The organism is Faecalibacter sp., assembly GCF_057177045.1.
This window is the reverse complement of record NZ_CM169987.1, coordinates 2,226,441-2,250,668: the sequence shown is the minus strand read 5'-3', so window position 1 is coordinate 2,250,668 and position 24,228 is coordinate 2,226,441. Positions and strand designations below refer to the sequence as shown.

Annotated in this window: 22 protein-coding genes; 8 read left to right on the top strand and 14 right to left on the bottom strand. The window is 34.4% G+C overall.

Features of this window, described 5'->3' with window-relative positions; genetic code table 11:
• Positions 1–3: 3 nt before the first annotated feature.
• Positions 4–1,131, top strand: coding sequence for a DNA polymerase III subunit (locus tag AC1QSP_RS10525; protein ID WP_484078656.1), 1,128 nt, complete (start codon positions 4–6; stop codon positions 1,129–1,131).
• Between the two features lie 54 nt (positions 1,132–1,185).
• Here the strand turns inward: AC1QSP_RS10525 and AC1QSP_RS10520 are convergent, their stop codons facing one another.
• A complete protein-coding gene (locus AC1QSP_RS10520; RefSeq protein WP_484078655.1) occupies positions 1,186–1,425 on the bottom strand; it encodes a hypothetical protein in 240 nt (79 codons plus the stop codon).
• Between the two features lie 377 nt (positions 1,426–1,802).
• On the opposite strand from AC1QSP_RS10520, the gene serS reads away from it, so the two are divergent.
• Positions 1,803–3,071, top strand: coding sequence for a serine--tRNA ligase (gene serS, locus AC1QSP_RS10515; protein WP_322971343.1), 1,269 nt, complete (start codon positions 1,803–1,805; stop codon positions 3,069–3,071).
• Positions 3,072–3,140: 69 nt separating this feature from the next.
• Here serS and rfbD read toward each other — a convergent pair whose 3' ends face one another.
• The 9 genes from rfbD to AC1QSP_RS10470 form a co-directional block, all read right to left on the bottom strand.
• Positions 3,141–3,998, bottom strand: coding sequence for a dTDP-4-dehydrorhamnose reductase (gene rfbD, locus AC1QSP_RS10510; protein ID WP_484078654.1), 858 nt, complete (start codon positions 3,996–3,998; stop codon positions 3,141–3,143).
• A 2-nt stretch (positions 3,999–4,000) separates the two neighbouring features.
• Positions 4,001–4,555 carry a dTDP-4-dehydrorhamnose 3,5-epimerase gene (gene rfbC, locus AC1QSP_RS10505; RefSeq protein WP_484078653.1) on the bottom strand — a complete coding sequence of 185 codons (555 nt, stop codon included), beginning with the start codon at positions 4,553–4,555 and terminating at the stop codon, positions 4,001–4,003.
• A gap of 57 nt (positions 4,556–4,612) precedes the next feature.
• Positions 4,613–5,128, bottom strand: coding sequence for an OmpH/Skp family outer membrane protein (locus AC1QSP_RS10500; protein WP_322971346.1), 516 nt, complete (start codon positions 5,126–5,128; stop codon positions 4,613–4,615).
• A 31-nt stretch (positions 5,129–5,159) separates the two neighbouring features.
• Positions 5,160–5,774, bottom strand: a complete 615-nt coding sequence (locus AC1QSP_RS10495) for an OmpH/Skp family outer membrane protein (RefSeq protein WP_484078652.1) — start codon at positions 5,772–5,774, stop codon at positions 5,160–5,162.
• Positions 5,775–5,832: 58 nt separating this feature from the next.
• Positions 5,833–8,352, bottom strand: a complete 2,520-nt coding sequence (gene bamA, locus AC1QSP_RS10490; protein WP_484078651.1) for an outer membrane protein assembly factor BamA — start codon at positions 8,350–8,352, stop codon at positions 5,833–5,835.
• A 22-nt stretch (positions 8,353–8,374) separates the two neighbouring features.
• Positions 8,375–9,118 (bottom strand): isoprenyl transferase, encoded by a 744-nt coding sequence (locus AC1QSP_RS10485; protein WP_484080403.1) that lies wholly within the window; start codon positions 9,116–9,118, stop codon positions 8,375–8,377.
• A gap of 14 nt (positions 9,119–9,132) precedes the next feature.
• Entirely contained in the window at positions 9,133–9,906 is a 774-nt protein-coding gene (gene porG / locus AC1QSP_RS10480; RefSeq protein ID WP_484078650.1) for a type IX secretion system protein PorG, read from the bottom strand.
• Positions 9,907–10,029: 123 nt separating this feature from the next.
• Positions 10,030–10,914, bottom strand: a complete 885-nt coding sequence (locus AC1QSP_RS10475) for an NAD kinase (RefSeq protein WP_484078649.1) — start codon at positions 10,912–10,914, stop codon at positions 10,030–10,032.
• Positions 10,914–11,570, bottom strand: a complete 657-nt coding sequence (locus AC1QSP_RS10470; RefSeq protein ID WP_484078648.1) for a CBS domain-containing protein — start codon at positions 11,568–11,570, stop codon at positions 10,914–10,916. The genes AC1QSP_RS10475 and AC1QSP_RS10470 overlap by 1 nt, the downstream gene beginning before the upstream one ends.
• A 245-nt stretch (positions 11,571–11,815) precedes the next feature.
• On the opposite strand from AC1QSP_RS10470, the gene AC1QSP_RS10465 reads away from it, so the two are divergent.
• The 3 genes from AC1QSP_RS10465 to AC1QSP_RS10455 are packed head-to-tail and all read left to right on the top strand — an operon-like array spanning position 11,816 to position 14,661.
• Entirely contained in the window at positions 11,816–12,733 is a 918-nt protein-coding gene (locus AC1QSP_RS10465; RefSeq protein ID WP_484078647.1) for a mevalonate kinase family protein, read from the top strand.
• Positions 12,734–12,748: 15 nt separating this feature from the next.
• Positions 12,749–13,675 carry a geranylgeranylglycerol-phosphate geranylgeranyltransferase gene (locus AC1QSP_RS10460; protein ID WP_484078646.1) on the top strand — a complete coding sequence of 309 codons (927 nt, stop codon included), beginning with the start codon at positions 12,749–12,751 and terminating at the stop codon, positions 13,673–13,675.
• Positions 13,676–13,677: 2 nt separating this feature from the next.
• Positions 13,678–14,661, top strand: coding sequence for a pseudouridine synthase (locus tag AC1QSP_RS10455; protein WP_322971355.1), 984 nt, complete (start codon positions 13,678–13,680; stop codon positions 14,659–14,661).
• A 47-nt stretch (positions 14,662–14,708) separates the two neighbouring features.
• Here the strand turns inward: AC1QSP_RS10455 and AC1QSP_RS10450 are convergent, their stop codons facing one another.
• The 3 genes from AC1QSP_RS10450 to rluF form a co-directional block, all read right to left on the bottom strand.
• Positions 14,709–15,218 (bottom strand): hypothetical protein, encoded by a 510-nt coding sequence (locus tag AC1QSP_RS10450; RefSeq protein WP_484078645.1) that lies wholly within the window; start codon positions 15,216–15,218, stop codon positions 14,709–14,711.
• A gap of 50 nt (positions 15,219–15,268) precedes the next feature.
• Complete coding sequence (locus tag AC1QSP_RS10445; protein WP_484078644.1) at positions 15,269–17,737, bottom strand: alpha/beta hydrolase family protein; 2,469 nt, start codon at positions 17,735–17,737, stop codon at positions 15,269–15,271.
• A gap of 108 nt (positions 17,738–17,845) precedes the next feature.
• Entirely contained in the window at positions 17,846–18,769 is a 924-nt protein-coding gene (gene rluF / locus AC1QSP_RS10440) for a 23S rRNA pseudouridine(2604) synthase RluF (protein WP_484078643.1), read from the bottom strand.
• Between the two features lie 83 nt (positions 18,770–18,852).
• Between rluF and AC1QSP_RS10435 the strand changes: the two genes are divergently transcribed.
• Genes AC1QSP_RS10435 through AC1QSP_RS10425 form a run of 3 tightly spaced genes read left to right on the top strand, consistent with a single transcriptional unit; the run spans position 18,853 to position 23,125 of the window.
• On the top strand, positions 18,853–20,604 hold the full coding sequence (locus AC1QSP_RS10435) for a BACON domain-containing protein (protein WP_484078642.1): 1,752 nt from the start codon (positions 18,853–18,855) through the stop codon (positions 20,602–20,604).
• Positions 20,605–20,640: 36 nt separating this feature from the next.
• Positions 20,641–20,991, top strand: a complete 351-nt coding sequence (locus AC1QSP_RS10430; RefSeq protein WP_484078641.1) for an arsenate reductase family protein — start codon at positions 20,641–20,643, stop codon at positions 20,989–20,991.
• A gap of 1 nt (position 20,992) precedes the next feature.
• Positions 20,993–23,125, top strand: coding sequence for a S9 family peptidase (locus AC1QSP_RS10425; RefSeq protein ID WP_484078640.1), 2,133 nt, complete (start codon positions 20,993–20,995; stop codon positions 23,123–23,125).
• A gap of 32 nt (positions 23,126–23,157) precedes the next feature.
• Here AC1QSP_RS10425 and AC1QSP_RS10420 read toward each other — a convergent pair whose 3' ends face one another.
• Positions 23,158–24,198 (bottom strand): acyltransferase family protein, encoded by a 1,041-nt coding sequence (locus AC1QSP_RS10420; protein ID WP_484078639.1) that lies wholly within the window; start codon positions 24,196–24,198, stop codon positions 23,158–23,160.
• Between the last annotated feature and the right edge of the window lie 30 nt (positions 24,199–24,228).

Here is a 24,228-nt window from a genome sequence, read left to right as displayed (position 1 = left end):
CTTATGCTTTGGGACAATATTGTAGGACAATCTGAAATTAAATCGAAACTAAGACAATCCATTCAAGATGGAAGAATCAGTCATGCACAACTATTTGCTGGACCTGAAGGTTCTGGTGCTTTGGCATTAGCACTTGCATATGCACAAGAAGTCTTGTGTGGCGCTTCTGAAAATAATTGTCACATCAAAGTGAACCATCTTCAACATCCCGATCTCCATTTCTCATTTCCATTTTCGGCAACTGATCGTGTTAAAAAACCCGTCTCAAAGTTGCTTCTAAATGAATGGAGAACATTTATTCAACAAAACATTTATGGAAATGTCAGTGATTGGATGAAACACTTAGGGATCGAAAAAAAACAAGGGGCAATTAATGTCGATGAAGCCGATGAAATTGTTAAAACGTTAGCCCTAAACAGTTATGAAGGGGGGTATAAAATCATGATCATTTGGATGCCTGAGTTAATGAACACAGCATCTGCCAACAAATTATTAAAGATCATTGAAGAACCACCTCAAAAGACCTTATTTTTATTGGTGACGGAACGAGAAGATCAAGTGTTACCGACGATCATTTCACGTTGTCAATTGGTAAAAATTCCGAAAATTGAAAATGAAGCCATTGAACAATACTTGATTGAAAAAGAGAATTATGGTGCAGAAAAAGCACGACATTTAGCGTTTTTAGCCAATGGGAATTTAAGAGAAGCCTTTGCTCTTATTCATAACAGCAACCATATTTTTGATGGCTATTTTGTTACTTGGGTTCGTAAAGCCTTTTTAGCTGCTAAAACACCTGTAGTTTTAAAAGATTTGATCAATTGGTCAAATGAAATCTCAACATGGTCTCGCGATGAGCAAAAAAATTTCTTAAACTATTGTAGTGAAATTTTTCGCCAAGCTTTATTAAAATCTTATCAAGTCCATGATTTGGTCAATGTACAAATTCAAGTCGATGGATTTAAATGGGAAGGCTTTGCTCCCTATATCCATGGAGCTAATATTGAAGATATTTTAGAAGAAATAAACGAAGCATCCTACCATATCGAACGAAATGGGAATGCTAAATTTATATTATTCGATTTATCCATAAAACTTACCCGTTTATTGCATCGAAAAGCAAACGTATAAATAAAAAAAGGACTCCTATTGGAGTCCTTTTCATTATATGGAATAATCAAAAGATTATTGTGCTTCAGCTGGAGCAGTTGTAGTAGTTGTTTCAGTAGTTGTTTCAACAACTGTAGAATCTGCTGGAGTTTCAACAGCGATTGTATCTCCTTCTGGAGTTTCAATCATTGTAGAATCTGCTGGAGTAGCAATTGTATCTGTTACTACAGTTTCAGTATTTTCTACTTTTTTCTCACCACAAGATGTTAATGCGAATGCTACGAATGCGAAAGAAGCTAATGCTAATTTTTTCATGTTTATTATTTTAATTGATTTTTAAAAATTGTTTTATTGAATGATCAACAGGACAAATTTACCTCACATTCAATACGTTACACAGAAAATTAGTCGTAATCGAATTGTAGATTAAAATTTCTAATCATTAAAAGTTCATTCTATTGAATATCAATATGTTAATAATTTCATTGTAAAATAAAAATAAGATTTTGTAAACAATAAATTTTAGCTATTTATCTAATTAAGAACATTTTAAATTTAAATTCATCATTAAAATCGTATAATAAATATAAATTTTATAATATTCTCCCCAATCTTCCATAAAACTTAAACAATATTCTACCGATAACAATATATTCTTTTTACATTTGTATTGTATAAAATAAAAAATAGATATGCTTGTAGTTTCTTACATTCAAGAAAACAAAGACCGAGTAATTGAAGGGTTACAGAAACGTAACTTCAAAAACTTAGGTATTGTTGACGAAGTGTTAAATGTTGACGAACTTCGTCGTAAAACACAATTTGAATTAGACAATGTATTAGCAGAATCCAATAAATTAGCGAAAGAAGTCGGTAATTTATTTAAGCAAGGGAAAGCGGAGGAAGCCAATGTATTAAAAGAAAAATCGGTTGAATTAAAAGCTTCATCCAAAGAACTACAAGATGTATTATCGCAATACGAAGAGTCTTTAAAAAACTTATTATACCAAATTCCTAATATTCCTCACGAAAGTGTAAAAGCGGGGAAAGATGCGGAAGATAATGAAACGATCTTCGAGCACGGAGAAGCGATTCCAAAGCCAGAGAATTTACCACACTGGGAAGTAGCGAAAAAATTTGATTTAATTGACTTTGAATTGGGTGTTAAAATCACAGGAGCAGGTTTCCCTGTGTATAAAGGAAAAGGAGCTCGTTTACAGCGCGCCCTAACTCAATTCTTTTTAGATCAAAATGCCGATGCGGGATACAGTGAAATTGTTCCTCCATTTGTTGTGAATGAAGCTTCTGGATACGGTACGGGACAATTACCTGATAAAGAAGGGCAAATGTACTACATCAACGAAGATGATTTATATTTAATCCCTACGGCTGAGGTTCCTGTAACTAACATTTACCGTGACGTCATTGTTAAAGCTGAAGATTTACCAATTTGTAATACAGCTTATTCTCCATGTTTCCGCCGTGAAGCTGGATCTTATGGAAAAGATGTACGTGGATTAAATCGTTTACACCAATTCGAGAAAGTAGAAATTGTTCGTATCGAAAAACCTGAAAATTCTTACAAAGCATTAGAAGGGATGGTAGAACATGTTAAAATGTTATTAGAAAAATTAGAATTACCTTACCGTATTTTAAGATTATGTGGGGGTGATACTGGTTTTACTTCAGCATTAACTTACGATTTCGAAGTATTCTCTGAAGCACAAGAAAAATGGTTAGAAGTTTCATCGGTATCTAACTTTGAAACATTTCAAGCCAATCGTTTAAAATTACGTTATAAAGATGAAAATGGAACGCAATTAGCTCATACATTAAATGGTTCTGCTTTAGCATTACCGCGTATTTTAGCTTCTATTTTAGAAAATCACCAACAAGCGGATGGATCAATTCGTATTCCAGAAGCATTACGTCCTTACACGCGTTTTGACGAAATTAAATAAGAAAATTTATAATTCAAGATAAGAAAAGCCACTCAATTGAGTGGCTTTTGCTTTTTATCATTTGGGTGATTAAATCATTGCTTTTAATTCTTTTTTCAAACTTTCTTCCCAATGTGGAATAGTGATTTGATAAGTCTCTTTGATTTTTGTTTTATCCAATAAACTATACGCTGGTCGTTTTGCCGGTGTTGGATAAGCTGTGGTAGGAATCGCATGAATGATTGCTGATGCATTGGTCAATTCTTTGATTTTAGAAGCAAAATCAAACCAAGAACATTCGCCTTCATTCGAATAATTGTAAATGCCATAAGACAATTCATCTTTCGATAAAATTTGTGCAATAGCATCCGCTAAATCAATGGCATTGGTTGGAGAACCAATTTGATCATCAATGACACTTACTTCTTCGCGTTCCTTAAACAACCTTAGCATGGTTTTAACGAAGTTATTTCCATATTTCGAGTAAACCCATGCTGTACGGATAATAATCGTTTGAGGGTTGATGGAAAGAGCGTATTCTTCACCTTCTAATTTGGTTTGTCCATATATTCCTATGGGATGAACAGCATCTGTTTCTAATCGTGGAGTAGAAACCGTACCATCAAAGACATAATCTGTTGAAATATGGATCAACGGAATTTCTTTTTCTTTTGTCGCAAGCGCCAAATATTTCGTTGCAGTCGCATTGATTAATCGCGCATTTTCAATATCTGATTCTGCACGATCAACTGCCGTATAAGCTGCACAATTCACAACAGCATTTACTTCATGAGACGCAAAATAATCGTTAACCAATGCTTCATTGGTAATGTCCAATTCATTACGGGTTAAAAATATAAAATTGAATGCTTTATACGCGTTTGAAATCTCATGTAAGGCTTGACCTAACTGCCCATTAGCTCCTGTAACTACAATATTTTTAACCATGATTAACCGTTTTTAGCTTGAAACTCAGCGTATGATTGTGCTTCTTGATCTTTTTCAGATAAAATCATTTGGTCCACTGGAATTTGCCAATCGATATTTAAAGTGTCATCCAATGGATTGATTCCATCTTCTGATGCTTTGTGATATCCATTATCACACTTATAAAAGAAGGTTGCTTTTTCCGAAATCACCGAAAAACCATGTAGAAATCCACGCGGGATAAACAGTTGTTTTTTATTGTCCGCCGATAGTTCAACTGCGATCCATTGACCATACGTCTCCGAACCTGGACGAACATCAACCGCAACATCAATTACTGCACCTTCTACAACACGGACCAATTTAGCTTGTGCAAATTCTCCTGCTTGCATGTGTAGTCCACGGACTACCCCATAGGATGATTGGGATTGGTTATCTTGTACAAACGTAGGCTTATATCCTAAAATTCCTTCCATTTTGTTTTCGTTATACGATTCAAAGAAATATCCTCTTTCATCTTCAAAAACAGTAGGTTCTAGGATAAAACATCCTTTTAATTTCGTTTCAATTGCGTTCATTTGATTGTATAAAAAAAGCCACTACTAATAGTGGCTTAAAGATATTTAAAATAAGGATTATAATCCTAATTCTTTTTTCACGTCGTTGATTAAATCGTATCCTCCGTTTTTGTAGATTGTTACTCCTGCAGGGATTACATATTTAATTCCTTTTTTAGCTGCTGCTGCAGAAATTGCGTCGTTCATTCTTTTTTCGATAGGCTCGAATAAAGCTTTTTCTTTCGCTGTAATTTCTTCTTGAGCTGCTTGACGATAAGCTTGGAATTTTTGTTGTAATTCTTGATCTTTCTCTTGGTATTTATTTGCTACAATAATTTTTTGAGACTCTTCTTGAGATTTACCTGCTAATTGTTTTTGAACACCTTCTACGAAAGTTTTGTACTCAGCTTCCATTGCTGCAATTTTTTCTTGGTGTTTTTTACCTAAAGCTTCCATATCTGCTTCAGCCTTTTTGTAAGCTGGCATTGATTCTAAAACCACTTGAGGATCGATGTGAGCGATTTCTTGTGCGAAAGAGATTACACTTCCGAAAACCATCATTGCGAAAAACGCTATTGCCTTAACTTGTTTCATTTCTACGTATGTTTAGTTTTTAATTTAAAATTTATTTTTTTGTTCGATTTGGTGTCGATTTCGTATTTGTTCTACTGTTCGACGATTGATTAGAGTTGTTCGCTCTAGGGTTTGTTTGTCTATTATCTTTATTATTTTCCGGTTTTAAAACATTAATCACTTCACGCGTAATGTCAAATTTTGGATCGGTATAAATCATCACAAGATCAGAACCTTTATCAAAAACAAATCCGTAACCTCTTTTATCCGCTACTTGCTTAGTCGCATTGTAAATTTGATCTTGAATAGGCTTAACTAACGCACGACGCATAAAAACTAAATCGCCATTTGGCCCGTAACGTTTGTCTTGTAACTCTTTAATTGCCTTTAACTCGTCTGCTATTTTTTTCTCTTGTTCTTTAACTTGTTCTGGTGTTAAAAGAATTTTCTCCGCTTCAAAACTGGCTTGTACTTTCGCTAAGTTTTCTTGTTTTGCTTCAATTTCTTTTTGCCAAGCTTCTGTTTGAGTTTTTAATCGATTCTGAGAATTTGTATATTCTGGTAAACTCTCTAAAATGACTTGTGTATCTACATAACAGAACTTTTGTGCCATCACAGAGCCATAAAACCCTAAAAAAACAACAATAAAGCTAATCCATTTTTTCATATTCGATTGGTGTTAATTCTAAAACTGTGCCGTTTTTGATAATGCTAATGTAATAAAATTAGAATTGCTGTCCAATAATAAAGTGTGTTTGCCATCCAGAACGCTCCATTTGACCAAATCCTTTATCAAATCCATAACCGAAATCAAATCCTAATAATCCGAATGCAGCCATATAGATACGGACACCTGCTCCAACTGAACGTTTCAATTCGAATGGGTTATAATCACGAGTCGATCCCCAAACATTTCCACCTTCTGCGAATGTTAATCCATAAATTTTAGCCTGTTGGCTCATGGTAATTGGATAACGTAACTCCAATGAAAATTTATTATAAATTGATCCTCCTCCAGATGGTGTGATATCTCCGACTTGTCCACCAGCATTTGATGCATCTTCATATCCACGTAATGAAACAATTTCACGTCCATCAAAACGAGATTGCGCTAATCCTGTACCTCCTAAGTAAAAACGTTCGAAAGGAATAGTTCCTACTTTACGGTTGTAGTTTCCTAAAACTCCGAATTCACCTCCTACTCTTAACACTAATTTTCCTGCTACTTGTTTGTACCAATACGCTCTTGCTTTGATCTTGTAGTATTCCAACCATTCGAATTTTTCCGTATCCTTCATATTCGCATAGTCTTTATTTCCACCAAGCAAAGAGTATGGTAAAGTTGCAGTAGCCGAAATACTCATCTCTGAACCATCTTCTGGGAAAATTGGGTCAGGACCAGCTGAATTACGCGTTAAACCAATCGTATAATTGATATTATTCGATGATCCATTTTCATAATTCAAGTTACCTACTGATAAGTTATAGTTATCAAAGTTATAACGTTGGAAAGAGATGGAGTTCGATAAACGGAAGTAATCATCTGGCCACGTTAATAATTTCGTTAAACCAATAGTGGCTCCTAAGATATCTAAATTCGCTTTTTCACCCCATTGATCGGTATACCCATACTGAGACAAATAGAATGACGTAGATAACGCTGTAGGACGTTTTCCTCCAATCCAAGGCTCTGTAAACGATAAGCTATAGTTGGTATATCCGTTCCCTGCTTGCGCACGAATGGATAACGATTGACCATCTCCCATAGGAACAGGTTTCCATGCTTCACCGCGGAATAAATTTCCAATAGAGAAGTTACCAAACGTTAAACCTAATGTACCAATGAAACGTCCTGCCCCATAACCACCTTGTAACTCAACTTGAGATGATGATTTTGGTGCTACTTTCCACTCGATATCTACCGTATTATTTTCTGGATTCGGTTGAATATCTGGTGAAATTTGCGTTGGCTCAAGGTATCCTAAAGAAGCCAACTCCATTAATGTACGACGAATCTCTGTTTTAGAGAATAAGTCTCCTGGTTTTGTTCTTAACTCACGATATAAAATGTGATCGTGGGCTTCAGAATTCCCAAGAATAGTCACTTTATTTAATGTTGCTTGTGTTCCTTCGTAAATTTTAATGTCTAAATCGATTGTATCATTTTTGACATTTTTCTCTACGGGGAATACACGAGCGAATAAATATCCGTTGTTCATGTATAATGTTTGGATATCATCATCTTTATCTGATCCTGAAATCTTTTTATTGATACCCACAGCATCATAACGATCTCCTGATTTGTATGAAAACACACGTTGTAATTGTTCTGACGTATAAATAGAGTTACCAGAGAATGTTACATTTCCTAAGAAATATGGTTTTCCTTCTTCTACTTTTACTTTAACTACGTAGTTTTTTGGATCAACTTGGATAATGGTATCCGATACAATTTTTGCATCACGGAAACCCACCGATTTGTATTCGTTCACAACATTTACCAAATCCGCTTCATATTTTTCAGGTATTAACTTTGAAGCTTTGAAAATGTTGATGGATTTACGCTTTGTATCTTTCATGGATTTGCGTAATCGTTTAGAAGATAATTCATTATTCCCCTCGAAAACAATGTCTTTAATCTTAACACGTTCTCCACGATTCACATTTACCAATAAGTTTTCTTTATCTGATGTATCTGCTACAGCTTCACGATTAAAAGTAACTACTGCATTTGGAAAACCTTTCCCCGTATAGTATGTTTTAATTTTGTTTTTGGTAGCGTTCATCAAATTACTCGTAATCTTAACCCCAGGATTTAATTTATTATCTTTGATAATATCCTCGCGTTGCGATTTCTTAATCCCTTCAATTTTGATATCTGCTAGTTCAGGTACCGAAACCAAAGCTAAAGTCAAAACAACTTTATTGTCTTTTATTTCTTTGATGTAAATATCAATATCCGAGAACATTTTAGAACGCCATAACTTTTTTACAGCATTGTTCACTTTAGTTCCTGGTAACTCGATTTCTTCACCAATAGAGAATCCAGCATAACGAATAATCTGATTTTTTGAGAATTTAATATCCCCTACTACTTCAATGTCTGATAAAGTAAAGGTTCTTGGATTCATATAATCCAATTCGTTATTCTCTAGCTGTGTTGAAACAATGTTTTGTGTGGAATCTACTTGCCCATGAGCATAGTATGCTCCTAACATACACATCGTCCAAATAATTTTCTTCATAATCTCCCTATTTCCAGTCTGGTCAGTTCGTTAATTGTTCACTTGTTTTGCCAAAACGCCTCTCTCTTCCTTGATAATTTAAAATGGCTTCATAAAAATGCTCATGCGTAAAATCAGGCCATAAAACAGGCGTAAAATAGAGTTCTGCATAAGCAATTTGCCATAAAAGAAAGTTGCTAATACGTGTTTCACCACTGGTACGGATCATTAAATCGACCATAGGCATATCATGCGTATATAAGTTTTTTTCGACAAGTTCTTCGGTTAAATCTTGATCTGTAATTGAACCATTTTTGAATTGATTGGCAATATTTTTAATTGCCACAAGAAGTTCTTCCTTTGCACCATAGTTTAGGGCTAAAGTAAGGACTGGTCCTGTATTATTTTTGGTTAGATCAAGTGCTTTCTCTAAATCTTTGCGAGCGGATGAAGGTAATTTCGATAAGTCGCCAATGATATTGAATCGTACATTCCCTTCATGAAGTTCTTTAATTTCTGCCTTAATGGTAGAGCTTAATAAGGTCATTAAAAAACTAACCTCCAATTTAGGGCGATTCCAATTTTCTGTAGAGAAGGCATAAAGTGTTAAATACTTAATTCCTAAATCTCTACACGTTTCAATAGATGCTCTTACTGCCTTCAAGGCATTTTTATGCCCAAAAGTGCGTTCTTTTCCATTCTGTTTTGCCCAACGACCGTTGCCATCCATAATGATGGCGACATGATCGGGCAATTTATTTCTATCAATCTGATCTATTAAACTGATCTCCATTATTTAAATTAGTTGCAATAACATGCAGGTCTTCCAAAGCTGTATGTTAAGGTAATACCTGTTTGTACATACCAGTCTTTATTACTCATATTCCCAAAATTTAATCCACGCATTTCACGCGCAATGTCAGGATTAGAGTTGGCTGCATTTGTTAAATTTTTTGTATAATCAGCGACATTATAATCTAAAAAATCCTGATTAGTATATCTAAAACCAGTTTCTAATGATATCAACCAGTTGTAATTAAATCTTATTTTGTAACCTACTCCAAATGGGAAAGTTAACTTACGTTTATTGTACGTATCATGTATGATTTCGCCTTCTTCAGCATCATAATCATAGATTCTGTACTTTGCTTGAAATGCTCCTCCACCAAAGAAAATATAAGGTGAATGTGCAAATTCTTGAGCTTCGTTAATATCTTTAAAGTTATATTCAAATAATACTGCTCCTTCTACAATATCATTTTCAAAACTTTTATTTCGATCACGTTTGTATTGTTCTCCCGATTTAAAATCTCCTGCCCCTACGTGAGAATACGTTAAGTTTAGTCGAAATCCCATGTGGGGATTGATATTAAAACGGTACAATCCTCCTATCGAAATAGGTAAAACAATACTCCCTCCTTGTTCTGTTCTCGTTGGAAATGGATTAATATAATTCGCTTTTCCAACGTCCCCAATTACGTTTGCCCCTCCAGCAAAAATCCCGATTTCATGTCTTTGCGCAAAAATGCTTTGTGATATACACAATACAAAGATGAATAAAAAAAATTTCTTCATGTGTTAATGTTAATTTTTCGGCTTTTGCTTACTTATTAAAAATGTTAATTATTCGAACAAATATAAACAAAAGTCAATTCAAGATAACTGATTTAACAAAAATTAAGAAGATTTATTGTTAAATTAATTTCTTTTGTCGGATCCCCACAACATTTTATCCCTCAAAGTAGTAAAATAACTGGCCTCTTTCGCCTCTACAATGTTGATTTTAAAATCAGCTTTCGAGATACGAAGCTCAACATCAGTCGATAAAGCTATGTTTCGTGAATCTAAGGATAGGAAGTACTCGTTGGCACGACTTCTAATTTTTAAATCAATGACTGAATCCTCTGAAACAATCAATGGTTTAACGTTTAAGTTATGTGGCGCAACAGGAGTAATAATAAAATTTTGATTGGATGGATGAACAATCGGTCCTCCACAGCTCAGGTTATACCCGGTGGATCCCGTAGGAGTAGAAATAATTAAGCCATCGGACCAAAATGAATTTAAAAATTCATTATTTAAAGAAGTATCAATTGTAATCATCGAAGTCGTCTCACGACGAACTACGGTAATTTCGTTAATGGCAAAATTATCTTCAATTTCAATTCCATCATTTCGTTCAATTTTAATTAACGAACGTGGAATTATATTATAATTTCCATTAAAAAAATTATCCAATTGTTCCAATAAAACACTTTTATTTATCGTCGCTAAAAATCCTAATCGGCCCGTGTTTACTCCTACAATCGGAATTTCTGAATTGCGAACAATCGTCGCTGCAGATAAAATAGTACCATCTCCACCAAAAGTGAAAAAGAATTTCACATTTTTATCTAAATCTTCATGTGAAGTAAATGTTTCTACCGTCGTCAGATTGACGTCTGTTAACACTGAAATGGTCCTTAAAAACTTTTTTTCAATACAAAACTCAATGTGGTGTACTGATAAGTAGTTTAAAAATGGTGTGATAATGTCTTCTAACGAAGTGCTTGTTTTTTGGCCGAAAAGAGCGACTTTAATCATTATGTGTTCATGTATTTTAAAAGTTGTGCGTATCGATTTTGCAACAACTCTTGTTTCTCATCATTATAAAATTTCTGAATCACTTGGTATCCATAACGCTCGAATGTTTCACCAATTGAAAGTAAATTAGACGAAGCAAATCGAACTAATACATTTACTTGATCATCCGATTCATCAATCACCATCAAACCAAATACTTTCCCATTATTGGACTCGATGATATTGGTAATGACGCTCATGGATAAATCTTTGGCTGCAATAGAGACAATCATCGAAACGGCAACTTCAGCAATGAACGGAAATTTTGCCATGGCTTCGATAATGCATTGCTCATTAACTAGTCCAAGATACTGATGTTCTTTTGATAATACAGCCAATACGTTGGTGTGATTCGTGTACATCATCTGGATGGCATCAAAGATGGTTTGTTCTTCTGTTAAAAAATAATTTTCCGTGAAGTCCGACAAGGATTCCTTTTGATCTGAAAATGTCAATTCAACCAAATCTTCTTCCGCAATATTTCCTACAAATTCCAATCCATCAAAAATCGGTAAATGCGTCAATTTCATCTCCTGTACCATTTGTAGCAAACGTTCAGCAGAGTAAGTGGCTTTACCAGGTTTTAATTCGTGGGATAAATACGATGTGATGTACATGATGCAAATTTAAAATTTTTAATAAGAAATGGCGAAACTTTATAATTCCTTTTCGTTTTTAACAATTTCTTTTCATTATTGTTAAAATTTTAATCTTTAATCACTTAAACAAATAACATTCCATTTTAAATAATATCATTTTCGGAAAAGAGTGGTTTACTTCTTGCTATAAAATGGATACCTTTAATTTTAAATCACGAACGAGAAAGTTTTTGTAAATTTGCTCAACAGAATTAACTTATTCAATGAAAAATCCATTGTTTTACGCTAAAATCTTGTTATTTGGAGAATACGGGATTATTGAAAACTCGAAAGGGCTAACAATTCCTTATAACTTCTATCAAGGTGCATTAAAATTTGAGCCCTCTGAAATGGCTGCAGATTCGAATGCTCATCTTCGCAAATATGCCCACTATATTGCGGAACATTTTTCAAATCAATTCGATACAGAGGCTTTACACCGTGATGTAGAGGCCGGAATGTATTTTGATTCGAATATTCCACAAGGGTATGGTGTCGGAAGTTCTGGCGCTTTAGTAGCTGCGATTTATGACAAATATGCGTTAAACAAAATTGAAATTCATAACGATTTAACGAAGGAAAAGATTTCTGAATTAAAAGCCACTTTTGGTTTGATGGAATCGTATTTTCATGGAAAATCTTCAGGAATTGACCCTTTGATCTGTTACATGAACATTCCTTTATTAATCCAATCCAAAGATGACATTTCTACTGTTGGATTACCCGAAGCCTCAGCTAACGGAAAAGGAGCAGTCTTTTTAATTAATTCTGGCGAACCTGGAGAGACGGCTCCAATGGTTCAAATCTTCTTTGAAAAAATGAAAAAAGAAGGATTTCGTAATACCTTAAAAGAAGAATTCATCAAATACAATAATGCCTGCATTGAATATTTTGTAAAAGGAGAATACAATCCTTTATTCCATAATTTGCAAAAGTTATCGTCTTGGGCATTTGAACACTTCCGTCCAATGATTCCACAAAAACTGGTGAACGCTTGGAAGACAGGAATCGATACGAATACGTATTATCTTAAACTTTGCGGATCTGGTGGCGGCGGATATGTGTTAGGATTTACGCAAGATTATGAGAAAGCGAAAACATATCTTAAAGATTTCAATACTGAAGTGATCTACCGTTTCTAATCTAAAATCATTACTATGAATGTGCAGAAGATAATCGTTCAACTTTTTGCATTATTTTCTGTGGTGCGTGGCTACAATCTGATTATTTTGATGTTGGCCCAATACCTTGCATCTTTATTTATTTTTGCTCCACATGAAAGCCATTTGAGCATCTTAACCAATCATAAGATCAATGGAATTATTTTGGTTTCGGTCATGTGCGTAGCTGCAGGCTATATCATCAATAACTTTTATGATTTAGAAAAAGATCTTATCAAACGGCCGATGCAGACGTATTTGCAAAAACAAGTCTCGCAAGGATTTAAGCTCACCGTATACATCATTCTTAATGCTTCAGCTTTGCTGATTGCCGCAGCTATATCGTGGCGGGTTTTTGTTTATTTCTTTATTTATCAATTTTTGATGTGGTTTTATAGTCATAAGATGAATCGCTTTGCACTTATCAAAAATTTTTACCTGGTGATTCTTCGCATCTTGCCCTTTTTTGCGTTATTAATTTATTTTGATAATTATGAGTTTGGCTTATTTATGCACGCGGGTTTCTTAACCCTTTTACTTTTGATTACTGATATCGTTAAAGATTTAGCTTCAAAACGAGTCGATTTAATCTATAATTACAATTCCATTCCCATCAAATATGGGAATACATTCACTAAAAATATTGTCTTTCTCTTAATCGGAATCGATTGTTGTATTGGTTTTTATCTGATTAAGAGTCATGAAATTGGGTTAATGAAATATTTTTTTATCGGTGCAATAATTCTATTCATAATCAATACGTTCCTCTTATTTAGGGCGAAAACCGAGCAAGAATATAAAATTTTACATTATTTTTTTAAAGGAATGATCGTTGCAGGGGTTTTCAGTATCGCATTTATCGAAATAAATCCCTTAACTTTGCAAACTATTGCGCAAAATTTTAGGGCGCATCAATCAATATAATCATGAATAATAGACGAAATCAATCCAACAACAGAAATTCCCAAGGCGGGAATAATCGTGGTAAAGGAGGAAACAGTGGTTCTTCTTCATCAAGACCTAACGGCGGGAAAGGTAAACCAAGTTTTGGAGCTAAGAAAACTGAAGGTGGGAAACCAAGCTTTGGTGGAGGAAGCAGAACAGAAGGTGGGAAACCAAGTTTTGGACCTAAAAAAACGTTCAATCGACCAGGAGAGAAACCTTTTGTAAAAAGGTTAAAAGCTGCTCCAGTTGATGACGGGACTATTCGTTTAAACAAATATGTAGCGAATGCAGGGATTGCATCCAGAAGAGAGGCTGACGAACTGATCAAGACTGGAATCGTTACAGTGAATGGTCAAGTTATCACCGAAATGGGATATAAGGTTCAACCCGATGATGAAGTACGTTTCGACGGAAAAAGAATCTCTTCACAGAAGAATGTATACTTCTTATTAAACAAACCAAAAGGTTACATTACCACATCGAAAGATGAGAAAAACCGTAAAACAGTAATGGACTTAGTGGCTGGTGCAACAACAGCACGTATCTTCCCTGTAGGACGTTTAGACCGCCAAACAACTGGTGTTCTTTTGTTTACAAACGATGGATACTTAACGAAAAAGTTAACTCACCCAAGCCACGACATCAAGAAAATCTACCATGTAACTCTTGATAAAAAATTAACAGCAAATGATTTAGCTGAAATTAAGAAAGGGGTACGTTTAATTCCTGAAGGAATTGCAGTAGTAGATGAAATTTCTTACATCGAAAATCGTCCGAAAAATGAAGTTGGTTTAGAAATCCACATTGGATGGAACCGTGTTGTACGTCGTATTTTCGAAAAGTTAGGGTATAAAGTAGAAGCTTTAGATCGTGTATCTTTCGCTGGTTTAACGAAAAAAGGTTTAAACCGTGGAGATTACCGCCCATTAACCGAATTAGAAGTGAACTTCTTAAAAATGATGTAATCAAAATTTGATTCAACATATAAAGCCTCGCAATGCGAGGCTTTTTTTTATCTTTTAAAATAGAAATAATAATGATCCGGATTCGTTCTACTTTCTCTAATTCGAATAGATTTTATGGTATCTCCTTTAAGAATATTGGAATAACCATCATACATAGAGGTATCAAGCTGAGAAATATAAATGGATCCTTTTTCTTCAGTAATTAATTGATGATTTACCCAGTTATAATGGGTGGAATAGACTATTTTTTTAATCGTAAGTTCCTTTGAAATACCAAAATCGATTGCCTTTAACGTATCATAAAAAAAATAAACCGAGAAAAAATAAGTTGTTGGAAAAAGCAGTATTAAAGTTAAAAAACGAAAGATGAAAGGAATTTTAGTTCCCATTATACTAACTGTAATTGAAAAGACCAAACTTAAGATTAAAGCTATTAAATAAAAATTGAAATCTGAACTTGCATAAGGCCATGGTGTCCCTATAAAAATATAGAACAATTTAAAACAAATAATGGTCAATAGAAGTATTCCTAAAAATAGTAATGGTTTATTTTTCATGGCATAAAATAAGCGATTACCGAAGTAATCGCTTTTAGAATTTTTAAAAATTATTTCTTCTTTGTTTCTTTTTTAACATCTGAAGAAGTCTCTTTTCCTTTATTTTTCACATATTTTTCTAACCATTGGTCTTGTTCCCATAACATGTGCATAATGTTTTCTTTCGCTGCATAACCATGAGATTCCTTTGGTAATAAAACTAAACGAGTAGTCGCTCCTAATCCTTTTAACGCATTAAAGTAACGTTCCGATTGCATTGGGAAAGTTCCTGTATTATTATCCGCATCACCATGGATTAATAATAACGGCGTTTTCATTTTCTCTGCATTCATAAATGGTGACATTGTATTGTACACTTCCGGTGCTTCCCAGTAATTACGTTGTTCTGATTGGAATCCAAATGGCGTTAATGTACGGTTATAAGCTCCTGAACGCGCAATTCCTGCAGCGAATAAATTCGAATGAGACAATAAATTTGCCGTCATAAATGCACCGTAAGAATGTCCACCCACTGCAACTCTTTCACGATCGATATATCCTAACGCATCAACAGCATCAATTGCTGCTTTGGCATTAGCTACCAATTGAGGAACGAATGTATCATTTGGTTCAGTTTTTCCTTCTCCAATAATTGGGAAAGCTGCATCATCTAATACTGCATATCCTCTCAACGCCCAATACACTGGACCTCCGTATGAAGGCGAAGTGAATTTATTTTCGGATGTCGTTACCTGACCTGCTGTAGCCGCATCTTTAAACTCACGGGGATAAGCCCACATTAACATCGGTAATTTCTCTTTTTTCGATTTATCGTAATTTGGTGGTAAGTATAATGTTCCCGATAACGCTACCCCATCTGCACGTTTGTAGGTAATTAATTCTTTTGAAACTTGATTCATCGCTTCAAAAGGATTCTTTGTAAACGTGACTTGTTTTGGCTTTCCTCCTTTTTGGAAGATGTTACGCACATATAAATTCGGATAATCCGTTTTCGATTGAATTTGCTCTAAAATAATTCCTTTTTTCGGATCAATTACACGAGCAATTGATTCCAATTGATTGGATTTTTGCGCTCTCCACAAACGAGATGTTTTTAAAGTTTTGATATCAAATTCATCAACAAATGGTAAAATTCCATCTTTCGAAACCCCATCACCAACTAACATTAATTTTCCTTTATTCATGGATAACACACTGAATCCATTTTCATTCACTTCTGTTGCAAAGTTTCCTGGATTGTTATAAGCGTCTTGTGAATTACGATTAAAGAAACGTCTTGGAGCTTCATTCGGATTAGATGGATTAAAAATATATGTACTTTCCGAACGTGTATCGTACCATGTATCACGGACTAAAGCTACTTCATCATTCCCCCAAGTTACGCCACGGTAACGATCCTTTGTTTTAACAACCAATTGCTTTTCTGCAGTAAATGGAGCTGCTAATTGATAAACAGCATCACGATACTCTGCCGGTTTATTCGCGTCTCCACCATCTAAAGCTTCAACCCAATACAATGTGTTTGGTTTGTCCGCTCTCCAATAGATCCCACGCTTACCTGTTGTAGTTGAAGAGAAACCTTTCGGAACCACTTCTTGTAAATCTTTACGATCCACTTCTTTCACTAACTTTCCATTTACGTCATAAACCGTTTCTACTGATGGGAAACGGTTATAAGTCACCAAGTAAGAGAATGGCTTTTGGATTTCTCCCACTAAAATATACTTTCCATCAGGTGAAGCCGTAACATCCGTATACATGGCTGCATCTTTCCATTTTGTTTTCGTACCATTTTCGATGTTCACTTTTACCAATTCCGATATCGCCAATTGCTCAAAGTTAAATTCATCATTCTTATTTTGTAATAAATCTTGATACGTTCTGTTTTGTGCTTCTTTACCATCGGCTACAGAAACCGTTGGTCCTGTTGGAATCGCCTCCTTAGTATCAATTAAAGGTTGACGTGTGGAAGGAATGACATTCACAATCACTTCATTCGTTGAAATCCAATGGTATGGACGACCTAAGTTCGCATTTAATTTATCTTCATATACTTTTGTGGCAGCTTTTGACTTCACATCAATCACCCATAATTCCACTCCTTTCTCAGTAGTATTCGTGACAGCATATTTGGTTTGAGCTGAATTCCATGAAGCATTTGAAAAACGCCCTTTTGCTGGTAATCCTGCAATTGTAGATTCTTTTGCTGACTTTAAATCGTAGAAAGTAATTTTCTCAACGAAAGTCTCTCTCGAGTTAATATTTGTTACAGGATTAATACGTAAACCTGCTAAGCGTAATTCAGTTTCCGCTAATTCATTTAATGTTTTATAACGGCTTCTATAAGATAAAAATGCATTTTCTGCTTTACGATCGGTACTGATCGATGGTGGCATATCGGCATCCGCTAATTGTAAAATTTCTTGAGGGGGTGTCTGAAATGTAATGTTCTCTTGTGCATTTAACGTAGACCCCATAGTCAACGCTAAAAACATCAAAGAATAAAATATCTTTCTCATGTCTATTTGTTAATTTAAACTAAGATAAACATTTTAAACCATTTTGATTGTCCTACAACCTTCTGTATAAGGGAAAAAAAAGGAACCTCAACTTGAGATTCCTCTAACTTATCTTTTTTTTCCGAATTTCCCTCCCTTAGATGTCGTTGGTGCTTTACTCTTACCAATACGTGCTTGAGAAGTGGATTTCGGTTTATTGGTTTTCTTTTTTTGTGCTGGACGACCTTTGTCATCTTTAAAATTAGGCGACACATCTGTGGCCTTTTTTGCTGGCGATTTCTTAGCTTTATTCGCAGGCTTTTTTTCTGCTGTTTTTTCAGAATCTGCCGTTAAACGATGCAATTCAGCCAATTCTTCCGGGGTTAAATCTCTGAATTGTCCCACTGGCACATTTAACGTTAAATTCATAATGCGAACACGCTCTAACTTCTTCACCGTGTACCCAAAATATTCGCACATGCGACGGATCTGACGGTTTAAACCTTGAATTAAGGTAATTTTAAAAACCGTTGAACTGACTTTCTCTATCTTACATTTTTTAGTGACTTGATTTAAGATCGGAACCCCTTTTGCCATGCGTTCACAAAATTCATCTGTAATGGGTTTGTTTACCGTCACAATGTATTCCTTCTCGTGATTATTACCGGCACGTAAAATCTTATTTACAATATCACCATCACTGGTTAATAAGATTAAACCTTGGGAATCTTTATCCAATCGTCCAATCGGAAAAATACGTTCTCCGAACGATAAGAAATCAACGATATTATCAGGATCTGTTGGATCGGTAGTACACGTAATTCCAACTGGTTTATTCAACATAATATAGGCTGCATGGGCTTTATCACGAGGTTCAATCTCCACCCCTTTTACCGTTACCACATCATTCGGACCAACATGCTGTCCCGTTTTGGCCACACGTCCGTTGATTAGAACCAAGCGGTTCTCAATGTATTGATCCGCTTCACGTCTTGAACAGTACCCACTATCACTGATGTATTTATTTAATCGTATGTTCTTCTTCTCGTCCATTGGACAAAGATAATACAAATTAAAAATTCGAATTCTACCCTTCAATTTCTTAACTTTACAACTTAACTAATAAATAAACGATTATGCGTTATTTCAAAAATCTAAACTTACTTAAATTTTTAGTAATGACTCTATCTGGGTTTTTACTATTAAATTGTAATAGCGATGATAACTTTCAACCTATTACAAAATTCTTATCTGAAAACAAAGTCATTGAAATAGGTGATTTTGAAACAAGTATCGAAATAGAAGTTGTATCAAATGAAAATTGGATGATCGAAACAACTGCAGATTGGATTAATCCTGTAAAAGTAGATGATAAAGTCATTTTAAATTTTTCAACCAATGAAAGTGATGTCAATCGAGAAGCTATCCTTTATTTAAAGGGAAATGATCATCAAATTAGAGATCAAATCAAAATTATTCAATCCAAGTTAATTCCATCCATCAAAATTAATGAGGGAATCAAATTTATTTCAGTTGATCATCAACAGCAAACGGTTCAATTAACAGTTCAGTCCAATAGGCCATGGAATTTAACCAATACAATAGAATGGATTTCTATCGACACTATGGAAGGTGCAGTTGGAGAAAAGACAATTACGATTGAATTTGAAGAAAACAGGTTACAAGCACGAAATGGAAAAATATCTTTTAATTATGGGGGAGAAGAAAATTTTGATTTTGTAATCTCTCAAAGCCAAGCCAATACTGGATTTGAAGATACTACTCATAACTTTTACATTACATTTGGAACTTTACCAACGCTTTATGCAGGATTACAACTTGTATCACACGAAGTTCCAAGTTATGTGTTTTATGAAAGACAAAATACATTTGATCCACAAAATTTACCTTCATACGCAACTGTCATTAATCTAGGAGGAAATGATGTTCAATATACCATGCGTGATTATATGAAAGCAAAAATTTTAGAGATTAATGAAAGTAATCCAAATGCAGTTTTTGGACTTTATGTCGATGATTTTAGAGCTAGAATTGGATACGATTGGTTTATTGCACAAGGAATTGATAAATCAAGAGTTAAAGTAACGTTGTTATCTGATGGAACGGGTTCTTATAATGAATTCTATAATCGATATGGTGCGAATGGATCAAGCGAAACAAAATGGGTAAATACTTTAAATGAGATACAAAATTTACATTCACGTTCTAATTCTTTGGCTAAATTTAATCCTTTAGATACGAAAGCGATTCCAGAATTTGAGTCATGGGATTGGCCTTGGCCAATTTCAACGGTAAATAATTATAGATACTTTCTTCAGTATCCTGAATATTTGCAAACAAACGATTCGTATGTACAAGCGCAATTACCATTGATGAATACAGTAAATATGCCTCCATATGAAATATTAAAAAATTTAACTCCAGCACAAAAAGAAACTTTCTTAAGCATGGTTAAGCTGAATCATACCAGTTTAAATAATATGCTTAACCAATCTCCTAAAAAGAATTTAGTCATTATTTCAACGGTTAATTCTTCGTCTTTATCGGACTTAATTGATGAAACGATGAGAAGATATTCTGATGAATATGATATCTTTTTATCAAGACATCCAGCGGATTATGAATGGGTCATTTATCAAGACCGATACCCAGAATTAAATATTTTACCATATATGCCTTTTGAAGTATTTTTCTGGTATTTTAAAGATCAACTTGATGTGATTGGAGGAAGCCCGTCTTCTACTTTCTTAACAATTCCTGTAGAAAAAGTAAAATTCATGTATGCTTCAGGGCCTGAAACAATGCCTAAACCTTTGAATTTAATTATGGCCTCTTCAGAAGCTAATATTGATTGGATGACTCGATAAATAATTCCAAACTATATTTGTTTAATTATAAATCCAATGAAGAAAGTATATTTTTTAAAAACATGCGATACATGTAAAAGAATTTTAAAAGAAAATGATTTTACGGGATTTGATTTACATGAAATCAAATCGACTGCTATTCCGGAAGAAGAGCTAGAAACCATGAAAAATTTGGCCGGGAGTTATGAAGCTTTATTTTCTCGTCGTGCGCAGAATTATAAAAAGTTAGGTTTAAAAGACGTGGAATTATCGGAAGAAGAGATTAAAAATTATATCCTAACCGACTATACATTCCTAAAACGACCAGTTGTTGTAGACGGTGACACCATTTTTATTGGAAACGAAAAAAAGAATTTAGAAGCTTTAGCAGCTTACTTATCAAAATAACATGAAAACAAACTTACTTTATGCTACCCTTTTATTAAGCACTTTGACTAATGCTCAACAAAAGGAAATTACCATGAAAGATGCCGTACTGGGATTAAGTACAAATCTTCGTATTGAAAATTTAAATCAGGTACAATGGATTCCAAGTGAAGATGCTTATACGCAAAATGTAAAGACCAAATATGGAGAAGCATTGGTTAAACGTCATGTACCGAACAATAAAGTGGATACCATTTTCCGTTCGACTCAATTTGAAGGCAATCGTATTCCATCCTTAAATTGGATCAACAATCAAAAAGCATTTTTCAACCAAAAAGGCGCTTTTAAAACGGTTGCAACCAATGGTCAAATCAACAACTGGATTAATATACCAGCGAATGCAGAAGATGTAGAATTTGATGCAACAAATAATCAAGCAGGTTATACCATTGACAACAACTTATATTTTGTTGATAACGCTGGTAACACGCATCAAATCACTAAAGATGGTTCATACAATATCGTCAATGGAAAGTCAGTTCACCAAAACGAGTTTGGAATCCATAAAGGAATCTACATTTCTCCAAAAGGAAATTATGTTGCATTCTATCGTATGGATCAAACAGTGGTCACTGAATATCCAATTATTGATTGGTCGGTTCAACCTGCAGTCAATAAAAACATCAAATATCCATTTGCCGGAACAAAAAATCATACGGTAACATTAGGTGTTTATAATCCTAAAACAAAACAAACGGTTTTCTTCCAAACAGAACCAGAAAAAGATCAATACTTAACATCTGTCACTTGGTCACCCGATGAAAAACACATTTACATTGGAATTTTAAGCCGTAATCAAAAACACTTGAAATTAAACCAATACGATGCAACTTCTGGTCAATTCATTAAAACATTGTTTGAAGAACACGATGATAAGTATGTAGAACCTCAACACGAATTATATTTTATCCCGGGTAAAACAAACGAATTTGTGTGGTGGTCACAACGCGATGGATTTATGCATTTGTACCGTTTTAACACGAACGGAAAATTAATCAATCAAATCACCAAAGGGGATTGGATAGTAACCGATATCGTAGGTCAAAATGCAAAAGCAAAAGAGTTGTTAATTGTTACGACTAAAGATTCACCTAAAGAACGTCATTTATATGCTGTAAACTGGGAGAATGGAAAGTTACGTAAATTAACAAAAGAAGCAGGAACGCATCATCCTTCGGTTTCCACTTCTGGAATCTATGCGATTGATAATTGGAGTAACGATAACACGCCTCGTAAAGTCGATTTGATCAATACTACATCTGGAAAGATTGATCATTTATTAACAGCGAAAAATCCTTTAGAAGGTTATAAAACAGCGAAAGTTGAAAATGTCACATTAAAAGCCGATGATGGAACCGATTTATACGGGAAATTAATCTACCCAAATAACTTTGATGCGACGAAAAAGTATCCCGTAATCGTGTACTTATACAACGGTCCTCATGCTCAATTAATCAACAATAAATTCCCAGCTTCTGGAAACTTATGGTACGATCATTTAGCCGAAAAAGGATATGTGGTATTCACCATGGATGGACGTGGTTCGGCTAATCGTGGTTTAAAATTCGAGCAAGCCATTCATGGTAAAGCGGCTACTACAGAAATGGAAGACCAAATGAAAGGTGTGGATTATTTAAAAGCTTTACCTTTCGTGGATGCAGAGCGAATGGGAATTCACGGTTGGAGTTATGGTGGATTCATGACCACTTCTTTTATGTTACGCAAACCTGATGTATTTAAAGTTGGAGTTGCTGGAGGTCCAGTCATCGATTGGCGTCAGTACGAAATTATGTACACGGAACGTTACATGGAATCGCCACAAGATAATCCAGAAGGATACGAAGGAAACAACTTATTAACAAAAGTGGATAACTTAAAAGGAAAACTATTGGTGATTCATGGTTCGTTAGATCCTGTCGTAGTTTGGCAACAATCGATGGATTTATTAAAAGAATCTGTAAAAGCAGGAAAACAATTGGATTACTATGTGTATCCGAATCACGAACACAATGTTCGTGGCGTGGAACGCGTGCATTTAATGCAAAAAATTACCGATTACTTTGATTTATACCTTAAACCAGAGTCAACAAAATAAAAATAGTAAAGCCTCGCATTGCGAGGCTTTTTTTATCGATAATATGTTTTGAGTTTTAAGAATTGTTTCTCGAAAAGATGATAGGAAATCATACTACTGAGAATAGTAGCCGTTAAGGATAAAACAATAATTAATACAGGTTGATTTGTAAATTTAATCATCAAACTGATCCATATCGTATGGAATAAATACATCCCATATGTATACTTCCCTAACCTGCTAAAGAGATGACGATCTGAGAGTGTCAACGGCTTATCATTTGTCAATGTTAATGCGAGTAAAAAAATCGTCAATACACAAATGACCATAGATTCAACAAAAAGTTGATTCCATTTAAACATAGGAATAATCAGAAATAAAATGATTATACCAAGAGCTAACCCTTTTTTAATCGTAACAGGTATTATCGCTAATTTCTCTATCCATTCTGATTTATACCACGTGATATAGGCTAGTATGCCTCCAAATGAAAAATAATGAACATTTGTAAAAATATCCATATCAATTAACCCTATGTGTTGATAATACACTCGACAACCGAATGAAAAAATGATACTTCCTATTAAAAAATATATCACTCGATTTATCGGCAGTAACAAAAAAACAAGCCCCCAAATGATATAGAAGTGTTCTTCAATGCATAATGACCACATTACCCGTAGCGGTGAGACATTTGCAAAACTATCCGTTATCATCATTTGATAGTTCTCTAAAAATAATAAAGGATACCACCAATTCGGCGTATAACCATCATCCGACGATTCTAAAGATAAAAATTGAAGAAGATGAGGTGTAAGATAGGCAAATATCACCATAGCATAATATAAAGGCCAAATTCTTAATACCCTTCTCATCATAAAGTTTTTTAAACTAAATTCTTCCTTTTTTTGCTTTTCATGATATAAAATATAGGTGATTAGAAATCCACTTAGTATAAAGAAAATCTGAACTCCAATTCCTCCACTATGTGCTATAAAAGAAAAATAGGAATGGGATGGAATCGGTAAATGATGGAGAAATACGATAAAGAAAGCATAAAATCTTAGGGCATCAAACGTATGAAAATGTTTCATCTGGCAAAAAATAAAAAGGATGTTCCCATC

Bases quoted from the DNA above. Each gene is read 5' to 3' on its own strand.
- AC1QSP_RS10475 (WP_484078649.1), bottom strand. From the start codon at position 10,914: ATGATTAAAGTCGCTCTTTTCGGCCAAAAAACAAGCACTTCGTTAGAA.
- AC1QSP_RS10430 (WP_484078641.1), top strand. From the start codon at position 20,641: ATGAAGAAAGTATATTTTTTAAAAACATGCGATACATGTAAAAGAATT.
- bamA (WP_484078651.1), bottom strand. From the start codon at position 8,352: ATGAAGAAAATTATTTGGACGATGTGTATGTTAGGAGCATACTATGCT.
- AC1QSP_RS10520 (WP_484078655.1), bottom strand. From the start codon at position 1,425: ATGAAAAAATTAGCATTAGCTTCTTTCGCATTCGTAGCATTCGCATTA.
- rluF (WP_484078643.1), bottom strand. From the start codon at position 18,769: ATGGACGAGAAGAAGAACATACGATTAAATAAATACATCAGTGATAGT.
- AC1QSP_RS10420 (WP_484078639.1), bottom strand. From the start codon at position 24,198: ATGAAACATTTTCATACGTTTGATGCCCTAAGATTTTATGCTTTCTTT.
- rfbC (WP_484078653.1), bottom strand. From the start codon at position 4,555: ATGAACGCAATTGAAACGAAATTAAAAGGATGTTTTATCCTAGAACCT.
- serS (WP_322971343.1), top strand. From the start codon at position 1,803: ATGCTTGTAGTTTCTTACATTCAAGAAAACAAAGACCGAGTAATTGAA.
- AC1QSP_RS10470 (WP_484078648.1), bottom strand. From the start codon at position 11,570: ATGTACATCACATCGTATTTATCCCACGAATTAAAACCTGGTAAAGCC.
- AC1QSP_RS10435 (WP_484078642.1), top strand. From the start codon at position 18,853: ATGCGTTATTTCAAAAATCTAAACTTACTTAAATTTTTAGTAATGACT.
- AC1QSP_RS10455 (WP_322971355.1), top strand. From the start codon at position 13,678: ATGAATAATAGACGAAATCAATCCAACAACAGAAATTCCCAAGGCGGG.
- AC1QSP_RS10445 (WP_484078644.1), bottom strand. From the start codon at position 17,737: ATGAGAAAGATATTTTATTCTTTGATGTTTTTAGCGTTGACTATGGGG.
- AC1QSP_RS10460 (WP_484078646.1), top strand. From the start codon at position 12,749: ATGAATGTGCAGAAGATAATCGTTCAACTTTTTGCATTATTTTCTGTG.
- rfbD (WP_484078654.1), bottom strand. From the start codon at position 3,998: ATGGTTAAAAATATTGTAGTTACAGGAGCTAATGGGCAGTTAGGTCAA.
- AC1QSP_RS10450 (WP_484078645.1), bottom strand. From the start codon at position 15,218: ATGAAAAATAAACCATTACTATTTTTAGGAATACTTCTATTGACCATT.
- AC1QSP_RS10465 (WP_484078647.1), top strand. From the start codon at position 11,816: ATGAAAAATCCATTGTTTTACGCTAAAATCTTGTTATTTGGAGAATAC.
- AC1QSP_RS10425 (WP_484078640.1), top strand. From the start codon at position 20,993: ATGAAAACAAACTTACTTTATGCTACCCTTTTATTAAGCACTTTGACT.
- AC1QSP_RS10495 (WP_484078652.1), bottom strand. From the start codon at position 5,774: ATGAAAAAATGGATTAGCTTTATTGTTGTTTTTTTAGGGTTTTATGGC.
- porG (WP_484078650.1), bottom strand. From the start codon at position 9,906: ATGAAGAAATTTTTTTTATTCATCTTTGTATTGTGTATATCACAAAGC.
- AC1QSP_RS10525 (WP_484078656.1), top strand. From the start codon at position 4: ATGCTTTGGGACAATATTGTAGGACAATCTGAAATTAAATCGAAACTA.
- AC1QSP_RS10500 (WP_322971346.1), bottom strand. From the start codon at position 5,128: ATGAAACAAGTTAAGGCAATAGCGTTTTTCGCAATGATGGTTTTCGGA.